Annotated in this window: 13 protein-coding genes and 1 pseudogene; 7 read left to right on the top strand and 7 right to left on the bottom strand. The window is 38.1% G+C overall.

Features of this window, described 5'->3' with window-relative positions:
- Positions 1 to 2: 2 nt before the first annotated feature.
- Genes nrdE through V4B17_RS00385 form a run of 3 tightly spaced genes read right to left on the bottom strand, consistent with a single transcriptional unit; the run spans position 3 to position 2,757 of the window.
- Complete coding sequence (gene nrdE / locus V4B17_RS00395; RefSeq protein ID WP_455479565.1) at positions 3 to 2,153, bottom strand: class 1b ribonucleoside-diphosphate reductase subunit alpha; 2,151 nt, start codon at positions 2,151 to 2,153, stop codon at positions 3 to 5.
- Entirely contained in the window at positions 2,135 to 2,533 is a 399-nt protein-coding gene (gene nrdI, locus V4B17_RS00390) for a class Ib ribonucleoside-diphosphate reductase assembly flavoprotein NrdI (protein ID WP_455479564.1), read from the bottom strand. The genes nrdE and nrdI overlap by 19 nt, the downstream gene beginning before the upstream one ends.
- The gene (locus tag V4B17_RS00385; protein ID WP_455479563.1) at positions 2,533 to 2,757 is read right to left on the bottom strand and encodes a glutaredoxin family protein; all 225 of its coding nucleotides are present in this window, start codon (positions 2,755 to 2,757) and stop codon (positions 2,533 to 2,535) included. Before V4B17_RS00385 ends, nrdI begins: the two co-directional genes overlap by 1 nt.
- 713 nt (positions 2,758 to 3,470) lie before the next feature.
- Between V4B17_RS00385 and V4B17_RS00380 the strand changes: the two are divergent.
- From V4B17_RS00380 to V4B17_RS00350, 7 genes and pseudogenes are all read left to right on the top strand, one after another.
- Positions 3,471 to 4,224 (top strand): annotated as a pseudogene (locus tag V4B17_RS00380) (ABC transporter ATP-binding protein).
- Between the two features lie 3 nt (positions 4,225 to 4,227).
- A complete protein-coding gene (locus V4B17_RS00375) occupies positions 4,228 to 5,109 on the top strand; it encodes a metal ABC transporter permease (RefSeq protein ID WP_455479562.1) in 882 nt (293 codons plus the stop codon).
- 1 nt (position 5,110) lies between these two features.
- The gene (locus V4B17_RS00370) at positions 5,111 to 6,040 is read left to right on the top strand and encodes a metal ABC transporter substrate-binding protein (RefSeq protein ID WP_455479561.1); all 930 of its coding nucleotides are present in this window, start codon (positions 5,111 to 5,113) and stop codon (positions 6,038 to 6,040) included.
- 1,296 nt (positions 6,041 to 7,336) lie between these two features.
- Complete coding sequence (gene ugpB, locus V4B17_RS00365) at positions 7,337 to 8,662, top strand: sn-glycerol-3-phosphate ABC transporter substrate-binding protein UgpB (protein ID WP_455479560.1); 1,326 nt, start codon at positions 7,337 to 7,339, stop codon at positions 8,660 to 8,662.
- A 104-nt stretch (positions 8,663 to 8,766) separates the two neighbouring features.
- Positions 8,767 to 9,651 carry a sn-glycerol-3-phosphate ABC transporter permease UgpA gene (gene ugpA / locus V4B17_RS00360; protein ID WP_455479559.1) on the top strand — a complete coding sequence of 295 codons (885 nt, stop codon included), beginning with the start codon at positions 8,767 to 8,769 and terminating at the stop codon, positions 9,649 to 9,651.
- Between the two features lie 10 nt (positions 9,652 to 9,661).
- Positions 9,662 to 10,513, top strand: coding sequence for a sn-glycerol-3-phosphate ABC transporter permease UgpE (ugpE, locus tag V4B17_RS00355; protein WP_455479558.1), 852 nt, complete (start codon positions 9,662 to 9,664; stop codon positions 10,511 to 10,513).
- Positions 10,514 to 10,515: 2 nt separating this feature from the next.
- Entirely contained in the window at positions 10,516 to 11,571 is a 1,056-nt protein-coding gene (locus V4B17_RS00350; protein ID WP_455480225.1) for a sn-glycerol-3-phosphate import ATP-binding protein UgpC, read from the top strand.
- 94 nt (positions 11,572 to 11,665) lie between these two features.
- Here V4B17_RS00350 and V4B17_RS00345 read toward each other — a convergent pair whose 3' ends face one another.
- The 4 genes from V4B17_RS00345 to guaB form a co-directional block, all read right to left on the bottom strand.
- Positions 11,666 to 12,388, bottom strand: a complete 723-nt coding sequence (locus V4B17_RS00345) for a glycerophosphodiester phosphodiesterase (protein WP_455479557.1) — start codon at positions 12,386 to 12,388, stop codon at positions 11,666 to 11,668.
- Between the two features lie 180 nt (positions 12,389 to 12,568).
- The gene (gene guaA, locus V4B17_RS00340; RefSeq protein ID WP_455480224.1) at positions 12,569 to 14,125 is read right to left on the bottom strand and encodes a glutamine-hydrolyzing GMP synthase; all 1,557 of its coding nucleotides are present in this window, start codon (positions 14,123 to 14,125) and stop codon (positions 12,569 to 12,571) included.
- A gap of 134 nt (positions 14,126 to 14,259) precedes the next feature.
- Positions 14,260 to 15,537, bottom strand: a complete 1,278-nt coding sequence (locus V4B17_RS00335) for an RsmB/NOP family class I SAM-dependent RNA methyltransferase (RefSeq protein ID WP_455479556.1) — start codon at positions 15,535 to 15,537, stop codon at positions 14,260 to 14,262.
- Positions 15,538 to 16,320: 783 nt separating this feature from the next.
- Positions 16,321 to 17,820: an IMP dehydrogenase gene (gene guaB, locus V4B17_RS00330; RefSeq protein ID WP_455479555.1), complete on the bottom strand. Its 1,500-nt coding sequence runs from the start codon at positions 17,818 to 17,820 to the stop codon at positions 16,321 to 16,323.
- Positions 17,821 to 17,875: the final 55 nt, after the last annotated feature.

The following is a 17,875-nucleotide window of genomic DNA, read 5'->3' as shown; positions in this document are numbered from 1 at the left end:
TCCTATAGACTGCACGAAACACAGCCATCCACTTCTGTTCCACTCAACGCTACTTGCCGCAACCGTATATAATAAATACTCTTTATACCCTTTTTCCAAGCATAAATCTGTGCGCGATTAATATCACGCGTAGTGGCTGTATCTGGAAAGAACAAGGTTAACGAAAGACCTTGATCAACATGCTGTGTGGCCGCAGCATAGGTGTCAATAATTTTTTCAGGGCCAATCTCATAAGCATCCTGATAGAAATGCAAATTTGTATTGTCCATATAAGGAGCAGGGTAATATACGCGTCCAATTTTTCCCTCTTTGCGAATCTCAATCTTTGAAGCAATCGGATGAATAGAAGATGTCGCATGATTAATATAAGAAATAGACCCTGTGGGAGGAACAGCCTGCAGATTGCGATTATAAAGCCCATACTCAACAACTAAATTCTTGAGTTCCCGCCAATCTTTTTGGTCTGGTATAACGATGTTATTGCGTGCAAAAAGATCTTGTACAATCGAAAATTGCGGCTTCCATTCTTTTTCAATATATTTTGCAAAAAAACAACCATCTGCATAAGCTGACTTCTCAAACCCTGCAAACACTTTCTGACGTTCGCGTGCAATTAAGTTGGAAGCACGTATTGTATGATACGTCACAATATAAAAATAGATATTAGTGAAATCAATCGCTTCTGGAGATCCATAATAAATCTGTTCACGCGCTAAAAAACCATGCAAATTCATTTGTCCCAAACCAATCGCATGGCTTTCGGCATTACCTTTTGCAATGGAAGGTACACACGCAATATCGCTCATATCGGAAACAGCAGTAAGAGCACGAACAGCCGTTTCCACAGTTCGCCCAAAATCATGACTTTCCATTGCTTTTGCAATATTCATTGAACCAAGATTACAGGATATATCACTTCCAATGGTGCGATAGGTTAAATCCGTCTCTAGTTCACTTGCCTCACTCACCTGCAAAATTTCTGAACATAAATTGCTCATGCTTATACGTCCGGCTATCGGGTTAGCTCGGTTAGCGGTATCCTCAAACAGAATATAGGGATAACCTGATTCAAATTGAATTTCCGCTAATGTCTGGAAAAAGACACGTGCACTTATTTTCTTTTTACGAATTTTTGCATTGTCAACAAAAGATCGATAATGCTCCGTCAAAGAAATATCACTAAAGGGTTTACCTGTGACGCGCTCAATATCATAGGGTGAGAATAGATACATATCCTCATTATTACGTGCAAGCTCAAAAGTAATATCAGGAATAACTACACCAAGCGAAAGCGTTTTAATCCTGACTTTCTCATCAGCATTTTCGCGCTTTGTATCCAAAAACTTCATAATATCTAAATGATGTGCGTGCAAATAAACAGCACCAGCCCCTTGACGCGCACCCAGTTGATTAGCGTAAGAAAAGGCATCCTCCAAGAGTTTCATCACAGGTAGTACACCTGAGGACTGATTTTCTATTTTCTTAATTGGTGCCCCTGCCTCACGCAAATTCGTTAAACAAAGTGCCACACCTCCGCCACGTTTCGAAAGTTGTAAAGCTGAATTAATCGAACGACCTATCGATTCCATATTGTCTTCAACACGCAATAAAAAACACGATACCAATTCGCCACGCTGCCTTTTCCCTGCATTCAAAAATGTCGGTGTTGCAGGCTGAAACCGGCCTGTAATAATTTCATCTACGAAACTCTCTGCAAGAGCTTTATCTCCCTGTGCTAAATACAAAGCCACAAGGCAAATACGATCTTCATAACGCTCAAGATAGCGCTTTCCATCAAAAGTCTTCAGTGTATAGCTGGTATAATATTTAAATGCGCCCAAAAAAGTGGGAAAGCGAAATTTAAACGCATAAGCGCGCTTAAAAAGCCTTTTGATAAAAGAAAAATCGTAAAGTTCAAACAAAGCTTTTTCATAATAACCTTCCTCTATCAAATAGTCTATTTTTTCTTTAAGATTATGAAAGAAAACCGTGTTTTGATTAACGTGCTGAAGAAAATACTGCCGTGCAGCGAGCCGATCCATATCAAACTGAATATGACCATTTTCATCATAAAGATTGAGCATTGCATTCAGCGCATGATAATCCGTGATCTGATCCGATTTCTGCAGTTGTTCTATACCAATTGTTTCCAAAATTTTTTCAATCCTTTCTCTACACAAATAATGTCTTCCTCAGTTCCACGCAATTCAAAACGATAAAGGCAAGGCACAAAACACTTTTCAGCAATGATTCTGCTCGCCAAATTATAATAACGACCAAAATTACGATTTCCACCACCAATAACACCACGAATTAACTTGCGGTTCTCTATTTCGTTGAGAAAACGAATAACCGCTTTCGGAACAGCCATTCTCCCTTCACCATCCGCGTATGTAGGAACGACTAGTACATAAGGCTCATCAACTAGCACAGACGTCTTTTTTTTATCAATCTTGAAAAGCCGCTGACCAAGCTGAGAGACAAAATGTTCAGTATTACCTGTTGCACTCGAATAATAAACGATAAGTCCCATTAAACACAAAGACCACTAATCATATCTGGTCTAAAACCAGACCAATGATTTTCACCACAAACAACTACAGGAACCTGACGATACCCCAGAGATTGAATGAAAATGTATGCTTGTTCATCGCGGGAAATGTCTACAACACGATAATTAATGCCTTTAGCATCAAAGGCGCGGCGAGTAGCATCGCATTGGACGCAAGATGGCTTGCTATAAATAGTGATCGGCATTTTCTTCAACTTTCATAATTCTAAAAAATCAACTCTAAAAAGAGTTAATTTTGACAATTTTGTAGATACTCAAGAATAACAAAAATAAGCAATCGCACGCGAACACATAAGCTACATTTCTAGTTTAGATAATACATAGCCCCGTGAACTTAAATCCCCATACGCTTAATCAAATAATAAAAAAATTACAGCGAAAATAAATGATTATTCTATAGCCTAAATGGCAAGGCTCCTCAGCTATAAAACAATTTTTGCTTGTATTACAATTCCCTCCTGCTGTCCAAGAAACTAATGCTCCCCCAACAGCCACTTCCCAATACCTTAGTGTTATCTTTCATGACAAAAATCAACTTACAAAAACGAAAGAAGATTCCCCTGAGAGAGATGCTCTAGTAGAAATACTACTCTACCGTTTAATCAATAAACTCTTCGTGATCACATTACGGAAATAACTTAGACGCCAAATGAAACACACTATACCCTCACTTGTGCTTATTTAAAAGCACCAATCATTTTGATACTATATATAGTATACACACTCTCTCTTTCGTCAAGAAAAATTCAACCATTGTTTTAAATTTTCCACGATCTTCCCATTAAAATTTTCAGCTTCCAAAATATGCTAAAATATATGTAATAATATAACATTTTGTTGACAAATGTTATATTATTACATAATTTTCCGTGATTAATGATAAAAAATGGTACAAATTATGGATCTGCATTTCGACAGTGCAACATTAGGCTATATGAATAGAATAGCTATAAAGAGCTTTTCAGCGAAATTAAAAGCTGGTTCTTTGATAGCAGTTGTAGGTGATAATGGTGCTGGAAAATCTACACTGCTAAAAGCAGCGGCCGGATTGATTAAACCTCTCAAAGGTAGAATTAAAAAACCAAAGAAAAGTCGGATTGCTTATCTTGCACAGCAATGCGATATAGATAAAACATTTCCTATTGATGTAAAAGCAATTATAAAAACGGGGCTGTGGTCTTTTTGTGGATTATGGAAAAATCATTACCCTTATTACTCTAAAATCCAGGATGCACTTGAAACGGTTGGCTTGACAGCACTCGCATCTCGTTCGCTTGATACACTATCAAGTGGTCAATTGCAACGCGCCCTTTTTGCGCGTATTATTGTACAAGATGCCGATATTATTCTGCTTGATGAGCCTTTCAATGGTGTAGATCGCAATACTCAAAAAGACCTTCTTGCGTTGATAACACAATGGCAACAACAAGGACGAACAGTTCTCACAGCACTCCATGATCTTTTTATCGTGCAAGAATATTTCCCCCATATGATTCAAATTAATAAGGGAAACACCTTCTATGGAGAAACAACACGGTTTTTCCATGATAAAATCCATCACGTTATGCCACCTCTCACATCTAACTCTTTCACTATCGGGTGCGCTCAAACAAAATCTTTCCATCAATGGTTCTCACTCTATTAGGCTATAATACGTGTACGCATTTTTTCTTGCCCCTTTTGTTGATTTTCATTTTATGCAAAACGCTCTTATCGGTCTAATCCTCCTGTCCATTAGTGCCTGTCCTGTGGGCGTATTTTTGATGTTACGCGGAATGAGTCTCACAGGAGATGCTATATCCCATGCGATTCTTCCCGGTGTTGCGGCTGCATTTCTTTTTTGCGGCTTCTCGCTCATATCTATGACACTTGGCGGCATCCTAGCTGGCATCATTGTTGCAGTAGCAACCGCCTTAATTTCACGAAATAGTGTTCAGAAAGAAGATGCATCAATGACAGTCTTTTATCTTATTGCACTTGCAGCAGGAGTCATTATTGTATCATTTAAAAATTCAACAATTGATCTGCTTCATCTCTTATTTGGCTCAGTGCTTGCACTTGATACACCGGCTCTCTTGCTAATCACCACTATAATGCTAATCACAATGTGCAGTCTTTGTATTTTCTGGCGCGCACTCGTGCTAGAAAGCTTTGACCCCCTCTTTTTTAAATCTCTCTCTCCATTAAGCAAATACGTCCATATATCACTGCTCGTACTTGTCGTATTGAATTTGGTTGGCGGTTTCCAATCACTAGGAACATTACTTTCTGTCGGCATTATGATGATTCCAGCTATTACGGCCCGTTTTTGGCTTTCACATCTTGGTCCTATCTGCATACTCTCTATTATCTTAGGAATTGTTGCGAGCACATGTGGACTCCTGCTTTCTTTTCATCTGTCCCTTCCCTCCGGTCCAGCTGTCATTATTGTCGCAGGGTTTATTTATCTTCTTTCTTGCTTAGTAAGTCCGCGCGGCTTTATTGTGACGCGGTTTCCTCGCCTTTTTTATATGTCTCTCCCCACTTTAAGGAAATAATATGCCTAAACTTATCCAACGATTTGTTCTACTTGGAACTCTTTTATTGCTTATCATTTTTCCATTTTTTGCTTCTGCACATAATAAAATTAAAGTTGTTGCAAGCTTTTCTGTTCTTGCAGATTTAGTAAAAAATGTAGGAGGCGACCATATTTCTATAACCACTCTTGTCGGTCCAAATGCGAATACCCATACCTATGAACCTACTCCCCGTGATGTCCAAACTCTTAGAAATGCTCATATTATTTTCATCAACGGACTTCATTTAGAAGATTTTATGAACCGTCTCATCACAGCAAGCGGTACAAAAGCACCTATTGTCGAAGTGAGCACCAACATTTCTCCTCTCGAAATTAAAACTCAAGAACACAATGTCCGACAACAGCATCGTCACCATAGCGGTGTTGATCCACATGCTTGGCAAGCAATTCCTAATGTTGAAATTTACGTCAAAAATATTACTGCTGCTTTTTGTGAAATCGATACACAATTCTGTGCAAGCTACCGAAAAAATTCGCAAATCTACATCCAAAAGCTTAAAGCAGCACGAGAAAAACTTAAAACAAAGATTGCCACCATCCCAAAAGATAAGCGTATTATTATCACATCTCATGACGCTTTTGGCTATTTTGCTCAAGAATATGGCTTCACCATACTTGCACCCCAAAGCGCTTCGACAGAAACTGAAGCGACTGCAGCTGATGTGGCCGAACTTATACAACAAATTAAAATCAATAAAGCAACCGCCCTATTCGTTGAAAATATTTCCAATCCCCGCCTCATAAAACAGATTTCAAAAGAAACAGGTTTAAAAATCGGTGGAACACTCTATTCTGATGCATTATCAAACGAAAACGGTTCTGCTGCAACTTATCTCGATATGATGGAACATAATGTTAACACCATTATCAATGCAATAGCAAAACACTAGAATGTATCTATACAAGGAAATAATCAAGTTATACTCAGCACTAGAAATAACTAAATCACCAGTATTTGTGGTATTCGAGAAGATATCTGCTCTCAAAATCTCCGTCATGCCCATAAAAAGTATGGCTACTGAATCGCGCTTAATAAAGAAAGCAATGAACTTTCCTTAAGAGCAAAGAGATCCTTTTGAACACTGTACGGTGACATTATCCTATAAAAATGGTTTGTTTTATCCTTTTTATACAGATCCGAAATTGTGTTTATGGGAAAAGTTCTTCCTTAGTCATCTCAAATACATCCAACAATGCTGTAAATAGAAAAATGCTCAGAAAAACTGAAAAAACTCTCACACAAATTTTTAAAAATTTCATAGAAATTAACAAAATCAACAATCAAATTGCAAAACGTTTTTTCATCATCTTAAAAAACACTATTCTCAAAATCATCAACAGATCTCGCACAAATAAAGCACCATGTATGTTTGAGCTGACTTTTTCATTTTTGAAATTTTCTAAATGCGCATTTATCTGTTCTTAGAAGGAGCTTCTTTATGCAAAATTTTTTTTATGCAAAATTTTTGCAGAGCGCAACTGTACATTTTATTTTAAAATTGCTTGTTACCCACAAAATTAATATCATCTACTTGATAATTTTTTCAGTTTGATGCCAGCAAAAACACTTTACACTATAGTCTTTGAACCGTATAAGAACGCTTAAACAAGCCACTTTTGTTATAGATAAAAATAACGTTAGACACTTCGAAATGATCTCCTTAACCTTAAGGATAGGGTCTGTTAGATAGTTCTTAAAAACGAGCCAAAAGCATGTTTTGGTAAGTGAACCAGAGAATTTGAAAAGACACTAACCTCGCAATAAATTAAAAAACCCGCTTTCTGAAACATTATCATAATTAGAATGCAAAAAATTGCCTCAAGACTATCGTTCGTAAGTTATAAGATAAATATCATAGAACAAAAAAATCTTTTGAAAAAGAGTAAATGAGCAAAGAGATAGCTATAACTGAATAACATTTATTGTTTTTACCATTGAGCTCTCCTTTTGCTTCTCTCATTTTCACCCTCTCCGTTCTTTATCAAATGTGTACAGTGACCGCATCAACGCACGATAGCACTCACAAAGGAAAAACTGATAAGTTTAAACAAATTCGTTTGACCTTTTGGTGGTTCCCGTTTAAATGAACCAACATATTTTTGTAATAAAATCGTCATGGCATGTTCATGTGTAATACTATAAATCAGGGGGAATCTGTATTCCATCACTTCAGAAAGGGTAAACCATGAGCCGTTTTTATCTTTCTATAGCAGCGTTTACAGTTGCTATTAATGTAGCAACAGCGAGTTTTGCGCAAACAAAAATCAGCTTTTGGCATTCTATGAGTGGGGAGCTAGGAAAGCAAACAGAAAGTCTCATTAACAACTTTAATGCTAGTCAATCTAAATACAAAGTTGTTCCCTCCTTTCGTGGTGAGTATGAAGAAAGTATGGTCTCACTCATTTCAGCATTTCGCGGAAAACAACAGCCAGTTCTCGCCCAAATCTATGAAATTGGCACTGGAACCATGATGGCTGCAAAAGGTGCAGTTTATCCCATTTATCAACTTATGGATGATACAAAACAAGAGTTTGATTCTGCAGATTATTTACCTGCTATCAGCAGTTATTACTCCGATGTTCAGGGACGAATGTTCTCTATGCCATTTAATGCTTCAACACCAATCCTTTATTATAATAAAGATGTTTTTAAAAAAGCGGGACTTGATCCAGAAAAACCGCCAAAAACATGGCAAGATGTCGAAAATTACTCCAAAAAAATTCTCGAAACTAAATCGGCAAGTTGTGGTTTCACAATGGCTTATGCATCTCAGTGGATTGGTATGGAAAATTTTTCAGCTTTGCACAATATTCCTTTTGGGACAAAAGAAAATGGGTTTAACGGACTTGATTCAGAGCTCACTTTTAATGGGCCTTTGCAAGTGCGTATGTGGAGTGACCTTAAAAAATGGTCTGACCAAGGTATTTTTCGCTATGGAGGATCTGCCGGTGCATTAGATGCAACTCCAATGTTCATGACACAAAATTGTGCAATTTTTATGCAATCTTCAGGATCACGTATTGGTATCGTTTCCGAAGCGCAATTTAATGTTGGCTTTGGAATGCTTCCCTACTATGATGATGTAGAAGGAGCACCACAAAATTCAATTATTGGTGGAGCTTCTATCTGGGTTTTAAAAGGTCATTCCTCTGAAGAATATGCGGGTGCAGCTGCTTTCCTTAAGTTTCTATCAAAAGCCGATAACCAAGCAAAATGGCATCAGAAAACAGGTTACCTTCCAACTACAAAAGCTGCTTATGAACTGAGCAAAAGGCAACATTACTACGATAAAAACGTCGGTGCGGATGTTGCTATTAAACAAATAGTTCTCAACCCACCAACTGTTAACTCAAAGGGTATAAGATTTGGTAATATGCCGCAAATTCGTTCTATTCTTGATCAAGAACTAGAGGCTGTTCTTAACGGGTCAAAAACACCGGAAAATGGATTAAATGAAACAGTTAAACGTGGAAATAAACTTTTACGTGAATTTGAGAAAGCCAATCGTTAAAATTTCGTTATTGCTATTAAAGAGTAAAAGTTCAACTAACTAGTTGAGTTTTTTAGGTTTTTTGTTCATCCTTCTAAAGACTCTCTATTTAAAGAGCCCTCCGAATGCAAGAAAAACATGCATATTTCAAAAATAGTCTCCTTTCTTACTGGCTGATTTTTCCTCAGCTCCTTGTGACTTTTTTGTTTTTCTTTTGGCCTACTGCCCAAGCAATAAAATCATCTTTCGAGCGTGAAGATCCTTTTGGCTTTACAACAACCTTTATAGGTTTTGAAAATTATGTGACTATTCTTTCTGATGCTACTTATATCCAGTCACTGCTCACGACTACGATATTTTCCGTCTCTGTCACTGTTGTTGCAATGACGATATCGCTTCTTTTGGCTGTCTGCGTTGATCGTGTTATGCGCGCAAAAAAAGCTTATACAACCCTCTTGCTTTGGCCTTATGCTGTTGCTCCTGTGTTAGCAGGTATACTGTGGTTGTTTATCTTTCATCCAACAATCGGAACAATCCCTTTTCTTCTTAAAAAAATAGGTATTATATGGAATTATCGTATCAATGGCACTCAAGCAATGATCCTTATTGTGATTGCAGCCAGTTGGAAACAAATCTCTTACAATTTTCTTTTTTTTCTTGCGGGTCTTCAATCCATTCCACGTTCTCAAATAGAGGCAGCAGCAATTGATGGTGCGGGACCTTTTAAACGGTTTTGGACAGTGGTTTTTCCGCAGATTTCACCAACTACCTTTTTTCTTCTTATCGTTAATGTTCAATATGTTATGTTTGATACATTTGGTATTGTTGATAACATAACTTCTGGAGGCCCTGCACGTGCTACAAATACTCTTGTCTACAAAGTATATGATGATGGTTTTAGAAACCAAATGATTGGTGCATCATCAGCACAATCGACGATATTAATGTTGATGGTTATTATCCTAACGTTTATCCAGTTCCGCTGGCTTGAACGCCGCGTACAATATTAAGAAGAAAATCATGGTTGAAAATCGTCCTGTTCTGAAATTTTTAACCCATATCATCCTTATTGTTGGTATTATCATTATTTGCTTTCCGGTTTATATTGCTGTCATTGCATCAACTCATAGTTCGGCAGCATTTAGTTCCGGAACGCTTCCTCTGTTACCGGGAACGCATACTCTAGAAAACTATAAAATAATCTTTGGTGATGGCCTTGTGCAGCTCGGCTTACCTAACATCTGGCCACTTTTAATGAATTCACTCATTATGGCACTTGGTGTTAGTATTGGAAAAATTATTATTTCGCTCTTTTCTGCTTATGCAATTGTTTACATGCGCTTTCCTTTCCGCAAAACTGCTTTTGCCCTCATCTTTATTACTCTGATGCTGCCTGTAGAAGTTCGTATTATCCCAGCATATGCAGTGGTCGCACAGTTGGGCATGATAAACACTTATAGCGGGATGATTATTCCACTCATTGCATCTGCAACTGCTACATTTTTATTTCGCCAGTTTTTTTTGACTGTTCCTGATGAACTTTTGGAAGCTGCTCGTGTTGATGGTGCAGGACCATTTAAATTTTTTAAAGATATTCTTCTCCCTCTTAGCAAAAGTAATATCGCTGCTTTATTTATCATTATGTTTATTTACGGATGGGTACAATATCTTTGGCCTCTTATCGTTACAACTGATCAAAATCATCAAACTATTCTTATTATTCTAAAACAGCTTGTCATAGAATCACTTCAGCATGATCCTAAATGGAATATACTCATGACAGTATCGGTCATTGCCATGGTGCCACCTGTTCTTGTTGTTATTTGCATGCAGCGGCTTTTTATAAAAGGCCTTATTGAAACGGAGAAATGACTGTGGCCACAATCCAGCTATCAAATATAAAAAAACAATATGATAATGGCATTTTTGTCATTGACGATTTAAATCTAACTGTTGCTGATAGTGAACTTCTTGTCCTTGTCGGTCCTTCAGGGTGTGGCAAATCAACCTTATTACGCATTATTGCAGGACTCGAGCAGGTTACTTCAGGCGAACTTTATATTGATAATGAGCGTATCAATGATCGTGAACCTGCTGATCGCGATATCGCTATGGTTTTTCAAAACTACGCTCTTTATCCCCATATGACAGTTCGTGGAAACTTAGAATATGGTCTTAAAAATCGTAAAACACCTAAAGATGAAATAAATAAGCGTATCGCGCATGCTGCAAAACTTTTGGAAATAGAGCCATTTCTTGACCGTAAACCGCGGCAATTATCAGGAGGACAACGCCAACGTGTTGCAATGGGACGCGTGATTGTGCGTCAACCGCGTGTCTTTCTCTTTGATGAACCCCTTTCAAATCTTGATGCAAAATTGCGTGCTCAAATGTGTATTGAGATTAAAACTTTACAGCGTTCATTAGAAACAACCAGTCTCTATGTTACCCATGATCAACTAGAAGCCATGACATTGGCCGATAGAATAGTCGTTATGAATAAAGGAGCTATCGAGCAAATTGGAACACCAATGGAAATTTACGATACTCCAGCAACAACGTTTGTTGCTGATTTTATTGGTTCTCCACCTATGAATTTTCTTGATCGAAAAATCTTAGAACAACATTTAAATCATTCATTTTCTTATGACGAAGAAACTGATCTTTTAGCATTCAGACCAGAAGTAATCTTATTGGGCAAGCATCCAGATAAAGGACCTGTTTTTCATACACAAATTGAATTTATCAAGCCTATAGGAACGGGATGCCACGTTTTAACGTATTGGAATGATGCTATTCTTACTGTTGAAATAAAAGAGCGTCTTACAAGTGATTATGGTAAAAAATTAAGTTTTACTGTCCCTTATAAAAACTTCCATACTTTTAATAAAACCACTGGAAAGCGCACGGGTAATCAGTCAGTAAAGTAAAAAATTTTGCCCTTCTCGGAATCTCCAGTAAGCACTTTTTTACTTTTTCCTATTAATCTTATTTTTGTAGTCCCTTTTGTATTATGGGTGCATGCTATCTTTGTGCACGTAATTGTAAAGCCAGGTCTGGTTGGTCTGTTGTGATGTAGTGTACAGGCATATCAAGCCAGTGCGATAACCGGGCTCTCCCATTTATTGTCCATACTCCCACAGTAAAACCAGCTTCAAGTGCCGATTCAATAAAGTCCTGTGACGCAATAGAGCCATCTAAACTCAAATCAGAATACCCTAGTTGTTTCCATTCAGAAAAACGACGATGCATATCTCCTTTAAAACTATCAATACATGGACCAGATATGATTCCTGCCTCAACGAAGGAACGAAGACTTGTAGGATCAAAACTGATAGCAGAAACCCGTTGTTCTAAATTTCGGCTTTTTATCAACGCAAGTGCCTTTTGAGATAAAGTTGTTTCACGCTCAACTTCACCGCATGTTTTTATTTCAAGATGCAATGCAACATTGGTTGATTCTAAAAGATCAAGAACTTCTTCTAATAAAGGAGGAGATTCACTACTCCCTTTTACGCAAAGTTGTTTGCGTGTTTCATTATCAATGTCATGAATATATCCTGTTTTCCCAACCAATCGTTCTAGATGAAAATCATGAAATACAACTACTTCACCGCTTTTAAGCAAATGAACATCGCATTCAATTTCATCGACTCCCAATGCAACTGCATGGCAAAACGCCGAAAGTGTATTTTCGGGATAAAGATGAGCTCCACCACGATGTGCAACAATTTTTTTTTCAGACATGCAAAATTCACACTTCTCAATTTTAAACGATACTGGTTGATTATAAGGTAAGGTAATGACTTTTTAAAAATCACACAAAGTGCAAAACAATTTTTTAAAAATTGTTTCTTTTTGCTCGCTTCTCAAAATATCAAATCCTGAACAACATTCCTTGCTTAAAAAGATTGTACTTGATTTGAATTATTCCCACTCAATAGTGCTAGGAGGCTTTGAGGTTACATCATAAACAACACGATTAATACCCTTAACTTCATTAATAATACGTACCGCTGCTTTGCCCAAAAACTCCATACTATACGGATAGAAATCAGCAGTCATTCCATCTATAGATGTTACTGCACGGAGAGCACAAACGAATTCATAGGTGCGTCCATCACCCATAACACCAACAGTCTGAACAGGAAGAAGAACAGCAAAAGCCTGCCAAATTTCATCATAAAGACCGGCTTTACGAATTTCATCAAGATAAACAGCATCCGCTTCACGTAAAATTTCTAGCTTTTCACGTGTAACCGCACCTGGGCACCGAATTGCAAGACCGGGACCTGGAAAAGGATGACGGCCAATAAATTGCTCTGGTAATCCTAGCTCTCGCCCTAGCAAGCGAACCTCATCTTTAAAAAGCTCACGCAACGGCTCTACAAGTTTCATCTTCATCCGGTCTGGCAATCCTCCTACGTTATGGTGGCTTTTAATTGTTACTGACGTACCAATCGCTGATACACTCTCAATGACATCTGGATAAAGTGTGCCCTGCGCTAAAAATTCTGCTCCTCCTATTTTTTTTGTTTCTTTTTCAAAAACTTCAATAAAAAGGCGGCCAATTGTTTTGCGTTTTTTTTCCGGATCTGTCATCCCTTCTAGAGCATTGAGAAACATATCGGCAGCATCTACGTGAATAAGTTCTACATTATAATGATCTCGGAATAATGTAAGAACTTCTTGAGCCTCATTTTTGCGCATCAATCCATGATCCACCAAAACACATGTCAATTGATCTCCTATTGCTTCATGGAGAAGCACAGCCACAACTGATGAGTCCACACCACCTGAAAGACCGCAGATAACACGACTTTTTCCAACTTTTTGCTGTATCTTGGCAATTGCCTGCTCACGATAAGAAGCCATTGACCAACTGCCTTGAAGACCAGAAATTTTATGCACAAAATTTTGCAACAACTTTTCGCCATCCGGTGTATGGACAACTTCAGGATGAAACTGCAGTGCATAAAAGTGCCTTTTTTCATCGGCAATGGCAGCATAAGGAGCACCTTTTGATGTTCCTATTATACGAAAACCTGTCGGCAAAACCGTTACGCGATCACCGTGACTCATCCATACTTGATAACAAGAGCCTTTTTCCCAAACACCATCAAACAGTGGACTCTCTTCTTGCACTTCCAAAAAAACCCGTCCAAATTCACGCTCATGTCCAACTTCAACCTTTCCACCAAGCTGAACGCACATGACTTGTTCACCATAACAAATCCCAAGAACTGGAACACCAATTTTAAAAATTTCCATTGGAGCACGCGGAGAACCATCATCATTAACCGAATAAGGGCTGCCTGATAAAATAACCGCTTTAGGTTTTATCCGTTTGATACCTTCTAAAGCTAATTGAAAAGGAACAATTTCACAATAAACACCCATTGCTCGTACCCGCCGTGCGATAAGTTGCGTGACTTGTGAACCAAAATCAATAATAAGAACAGTGTCTAAGTGTGATGTGCTCATAAAAAACCAATCAGTAATTGTAAAAGAGAACCAATGAGATTTATTAATCAATCTTTCACTTTTCACAAGCCTATTCGTTTAAGAAAAAGGTTGTTTTTGTAATAATTTAAAATAAAAGATGCTAAAAATATATGTTATTGTTTCTTTTGTAACACCGATAAAAAGAAACCATCTGTTTTTGTTGTCGCTGGCGATAACGTAAGTCCATAATTTGAAAAATTCGGTTGCACAGGCGAAAAACTAAAATGTTGCTGCCACAATGCGTGCATATTTATTGGGTAAAAATTGGAATTCTGTTGAAGAAAATGAGAAATTTGTTTCTCGTTTTCATCCATAAAAAGAGAACATGTAACATAAACTAAGCGCCCATTTGATTTAAGATAGTCTATAGCCTCATTCAAAATTGCCCTTTGTTCTACTTGGCGCTTTCTTACCTGTTCTAATGTCAAACGCCATTTTGTATCTGGACGCCGCCGCCATATTCCTGTACCACTGCATGGTGCATCTAGTAAAATGATATCCATCTGACCTATTAATGGTTTCAATTCTTCTCTCTGCAGCAGTGGCTGTACATTACAAACACCAGCGCGTCGAAGACGATCAAAAATAGGAATCAAACGAGCTTTGTCTGAGTCATAAGCATAAATTTGTCCCTTATTTTTCATGCTAGCAGCTAGGGCCAATGTTTTTCCGCCAGCTCCGGCACAATAATCCAATACCTGCATGCTGGCTTTTGCTTCTACAAGGTGAGCAACAATTTGAGATCCCAAATCTTGTATTTCAAAATGCCCTTTTTGAAAAGCTTGTTCAACTTGAATATTGGGATGACGGTCAAACTTTTCAATCGGTACAATCCTTAAGGCTTGCGGAAACCATGATAATGATTGGACTTTTGTTTTTGTTAATTCCTGAAAAACTTTTTTTGGTGTTGCTTTCAAGCTATTCACGCGTAAATCCAAAGAAGGGCGTGTTGCTAACGCAGCTGCTTCAACAACCCAATTATCGGGATTTAAATGTGCTCGACACCATCGAGGAACATCACCACGGATATAGTCTGGTGCGTCAACCAATTTTCGTTTTTTCCATGATTGACGTTGCCTGGCTCCTAATAACTGAGGTGCAAATTGATCTCCTACCAATTCACTGTCAATTTGTTCAATCGTCATTTTTCCAGCATCTAATAAGGTGCCGAAAACGATATCTCTCATATCATCACTATCCATACGCCATTGCAGAGAATAACGCCGTCTCAAGACATCATAAACGATTGTAGCAATTGCTGCACGATCCCCTGCTCCAGCAAAACGATGAGCTCGCCCCCAAGCTTTTAAAGATTCGCTTACCGGGCGATGACGAGTTTCTATCTCTTTTAGAATGTCTATCGCCGCCTGCAAACGCCCACCTAAGCGCATTTATTTCTCCTATTGAATTTCTATAAAATTCTAAACAATTGAAGTAAAGAACAACATTATCTCTTTATACTGCTAGTGGAATCTTCTCAAAAATATCTCAAATTTATATTGTATACTCTATAATTTCGATTACACTTTTTAGCGCATCAAAAACTCTTTCTCTCATACGCCATCTGTTTACATTCCTCTCATTCTAAAATGCATAGTTTCTCGCTTGATATTACAAGCTAGTATATCCTTAAAATATCTCTTCCAATGTATATACGCAAAAGTCATCTTTCCTTATTTTATTCGTAAATTAAATTTTCATAGCTCTCTGCAAACAACATATATTAAAGCCAGCACACGCATCTTATTCCCAATAAAATATTAACTTTTAAAAAAACGCTTGGAACCACTATTTGGCATAGCCGTTTTTACTATACTGGTTCTAAGCCAGATAATTTAAAAGGAGAAAATAATGAACACTTACAATAATGGGAAAGCAACTTTATCTAAAAGCAATCACAATACAACGTCCTCAAACAATGGAAAGAAATCCATCCAAAGTGATCAGATTAACACTCGCCAACGCGCGTCAAAGATGGGGCGGAAGACTACAAAAAGTTAATTCCCTTAATTTCCCATAACGCAAGGAATGAATTGGAGTGCTAACCTCCAATTCATTCCTTTGTGTTTTTGAAATTATCGTAAAAAAATACAAAAAGCACAAATAGTAATTTCCAGATATGTTCTAAAAGGTTTTTTTATACTCTTACAAAATGACTGTAGCCACTTTAATTATCAAACAGGACGCCGGTAATTTGGACTTTCCCGCGTGATAGCAACATCATGTGTGTGGCTTTCGTGAAGCCCAGCATTGGTTATACGAACAAACGTTGCTTTTTCACGAAATTCTGTTAAATCCTTCGCCCCAACATATCCCATCGAAGCACGTAACCCACCCGCCAGCTGATGTAAAACTGATGCTATAGGCCCTTTATAAGCAACTTGCCCCTCAACCCCTTCAGGTACCAATTTGAGCATATCACGAACTTCATCCTGAAAATAACGATCTGCCGATCCTCTCGCCATAGCACCAACTGATCCCATGCCGCGATAAGCTTTAAACGATCGCCCTTGATACAGATAAACCTCACCAGGGCTTTCTTCTGTACCAGCCAAAAGAGAGCCAATCATAGCAGCACAAGCCCCACCTGCCAAAGCTTTAGCGAAATCACCAGAAGCTTTTATCCCCCCATCAGCAATAACAGGAATACCTTCTTTTTCAGCAACTTCTGCAGCATTCATAATAGCTGCAAGTTGAGGCACACCAACACCTGCAACAATGCGCGTTGTACAAATAGAACCAGGCCCAATACCAACTTTTACAGCATCTGCACCACTATCAATCAAAGCCTGTGTTGCTTGCGGAGTTGCGACATTACCAGCAATGATAGCTGTAGAGGGTACCATTTTTTTAATACGCTCAACCGTATCTAGTACACGCTGAGAATGTCCATGAGCTGTATCAATCACTAGAATATCAACGCCTGCGTCAATTAATCTTTCAGCCCGCTCAATTCCATCATTCCCCACACTACTGGCAGCTGCAACACGCAAGCGACCTTGCGAATCTTTGGCAGCATTTGGATTTAATTGTGCTTTTTCAATATCCTTAACTGTTATTAAACCAACACAGCGATTTTGTTCATCTACAACCAATAATTTTTCAATACGGTGATGATGTAAAAGGTACTTCGCTTCATTGAGTTGAACATTTTCACGAACTGTGATTAAATTTTCATGCGTCATTAATTCATAAATTTTTTGTTTGGGATCTGATGCAAAACGCACATCTCTGTTGGTTAAGATTCCAACAAGCCGTCCAACAATCTCACCTTTAGCACTATTTTCAACAACCGGAATACCGGAAATACCATAAGAGCGCATCAAAGCTTTCGCCTCTTCAAGTGTTGCATTTGGCCCAATTGTTACCGGATTAACCACCATCCCAGATTCAAATTTTTTTACCTGACGAACTTCTTCAGCTTGCTCTGTGGGAGACATATTGCGATGGATAACGCCAAGACCACCAGCTTGAGCCATAGCAATAGCCAAACGCGACTCTGTCACAGTATCCATTGCAGCAGAAAGCAATGGCAAATTCAGTTCAATATCAACTGCTATGCGCGTTTTAAGATCCACTTGGTTAGGCATAACAAAAGAATGACCCGGCTGTAAAAGCACATCATCAAAAGTCAATGCCAATGCACCCGTCCCTGTTTCAACAATTTTTGCCATAGCCAAATTCCTTTAATAAAAAGCACCGCAAATGATTTTAATACAACTGCGGTTC

The sequence above is a fragment of the Bartonella sp. B23 genome, assembly GCF_053793815.1.
The sequence above is the reverse complement of the archived record's forward strand: the minus strand, read 5'-3'. Positions and strand labels throughout refer to the sequence as shown.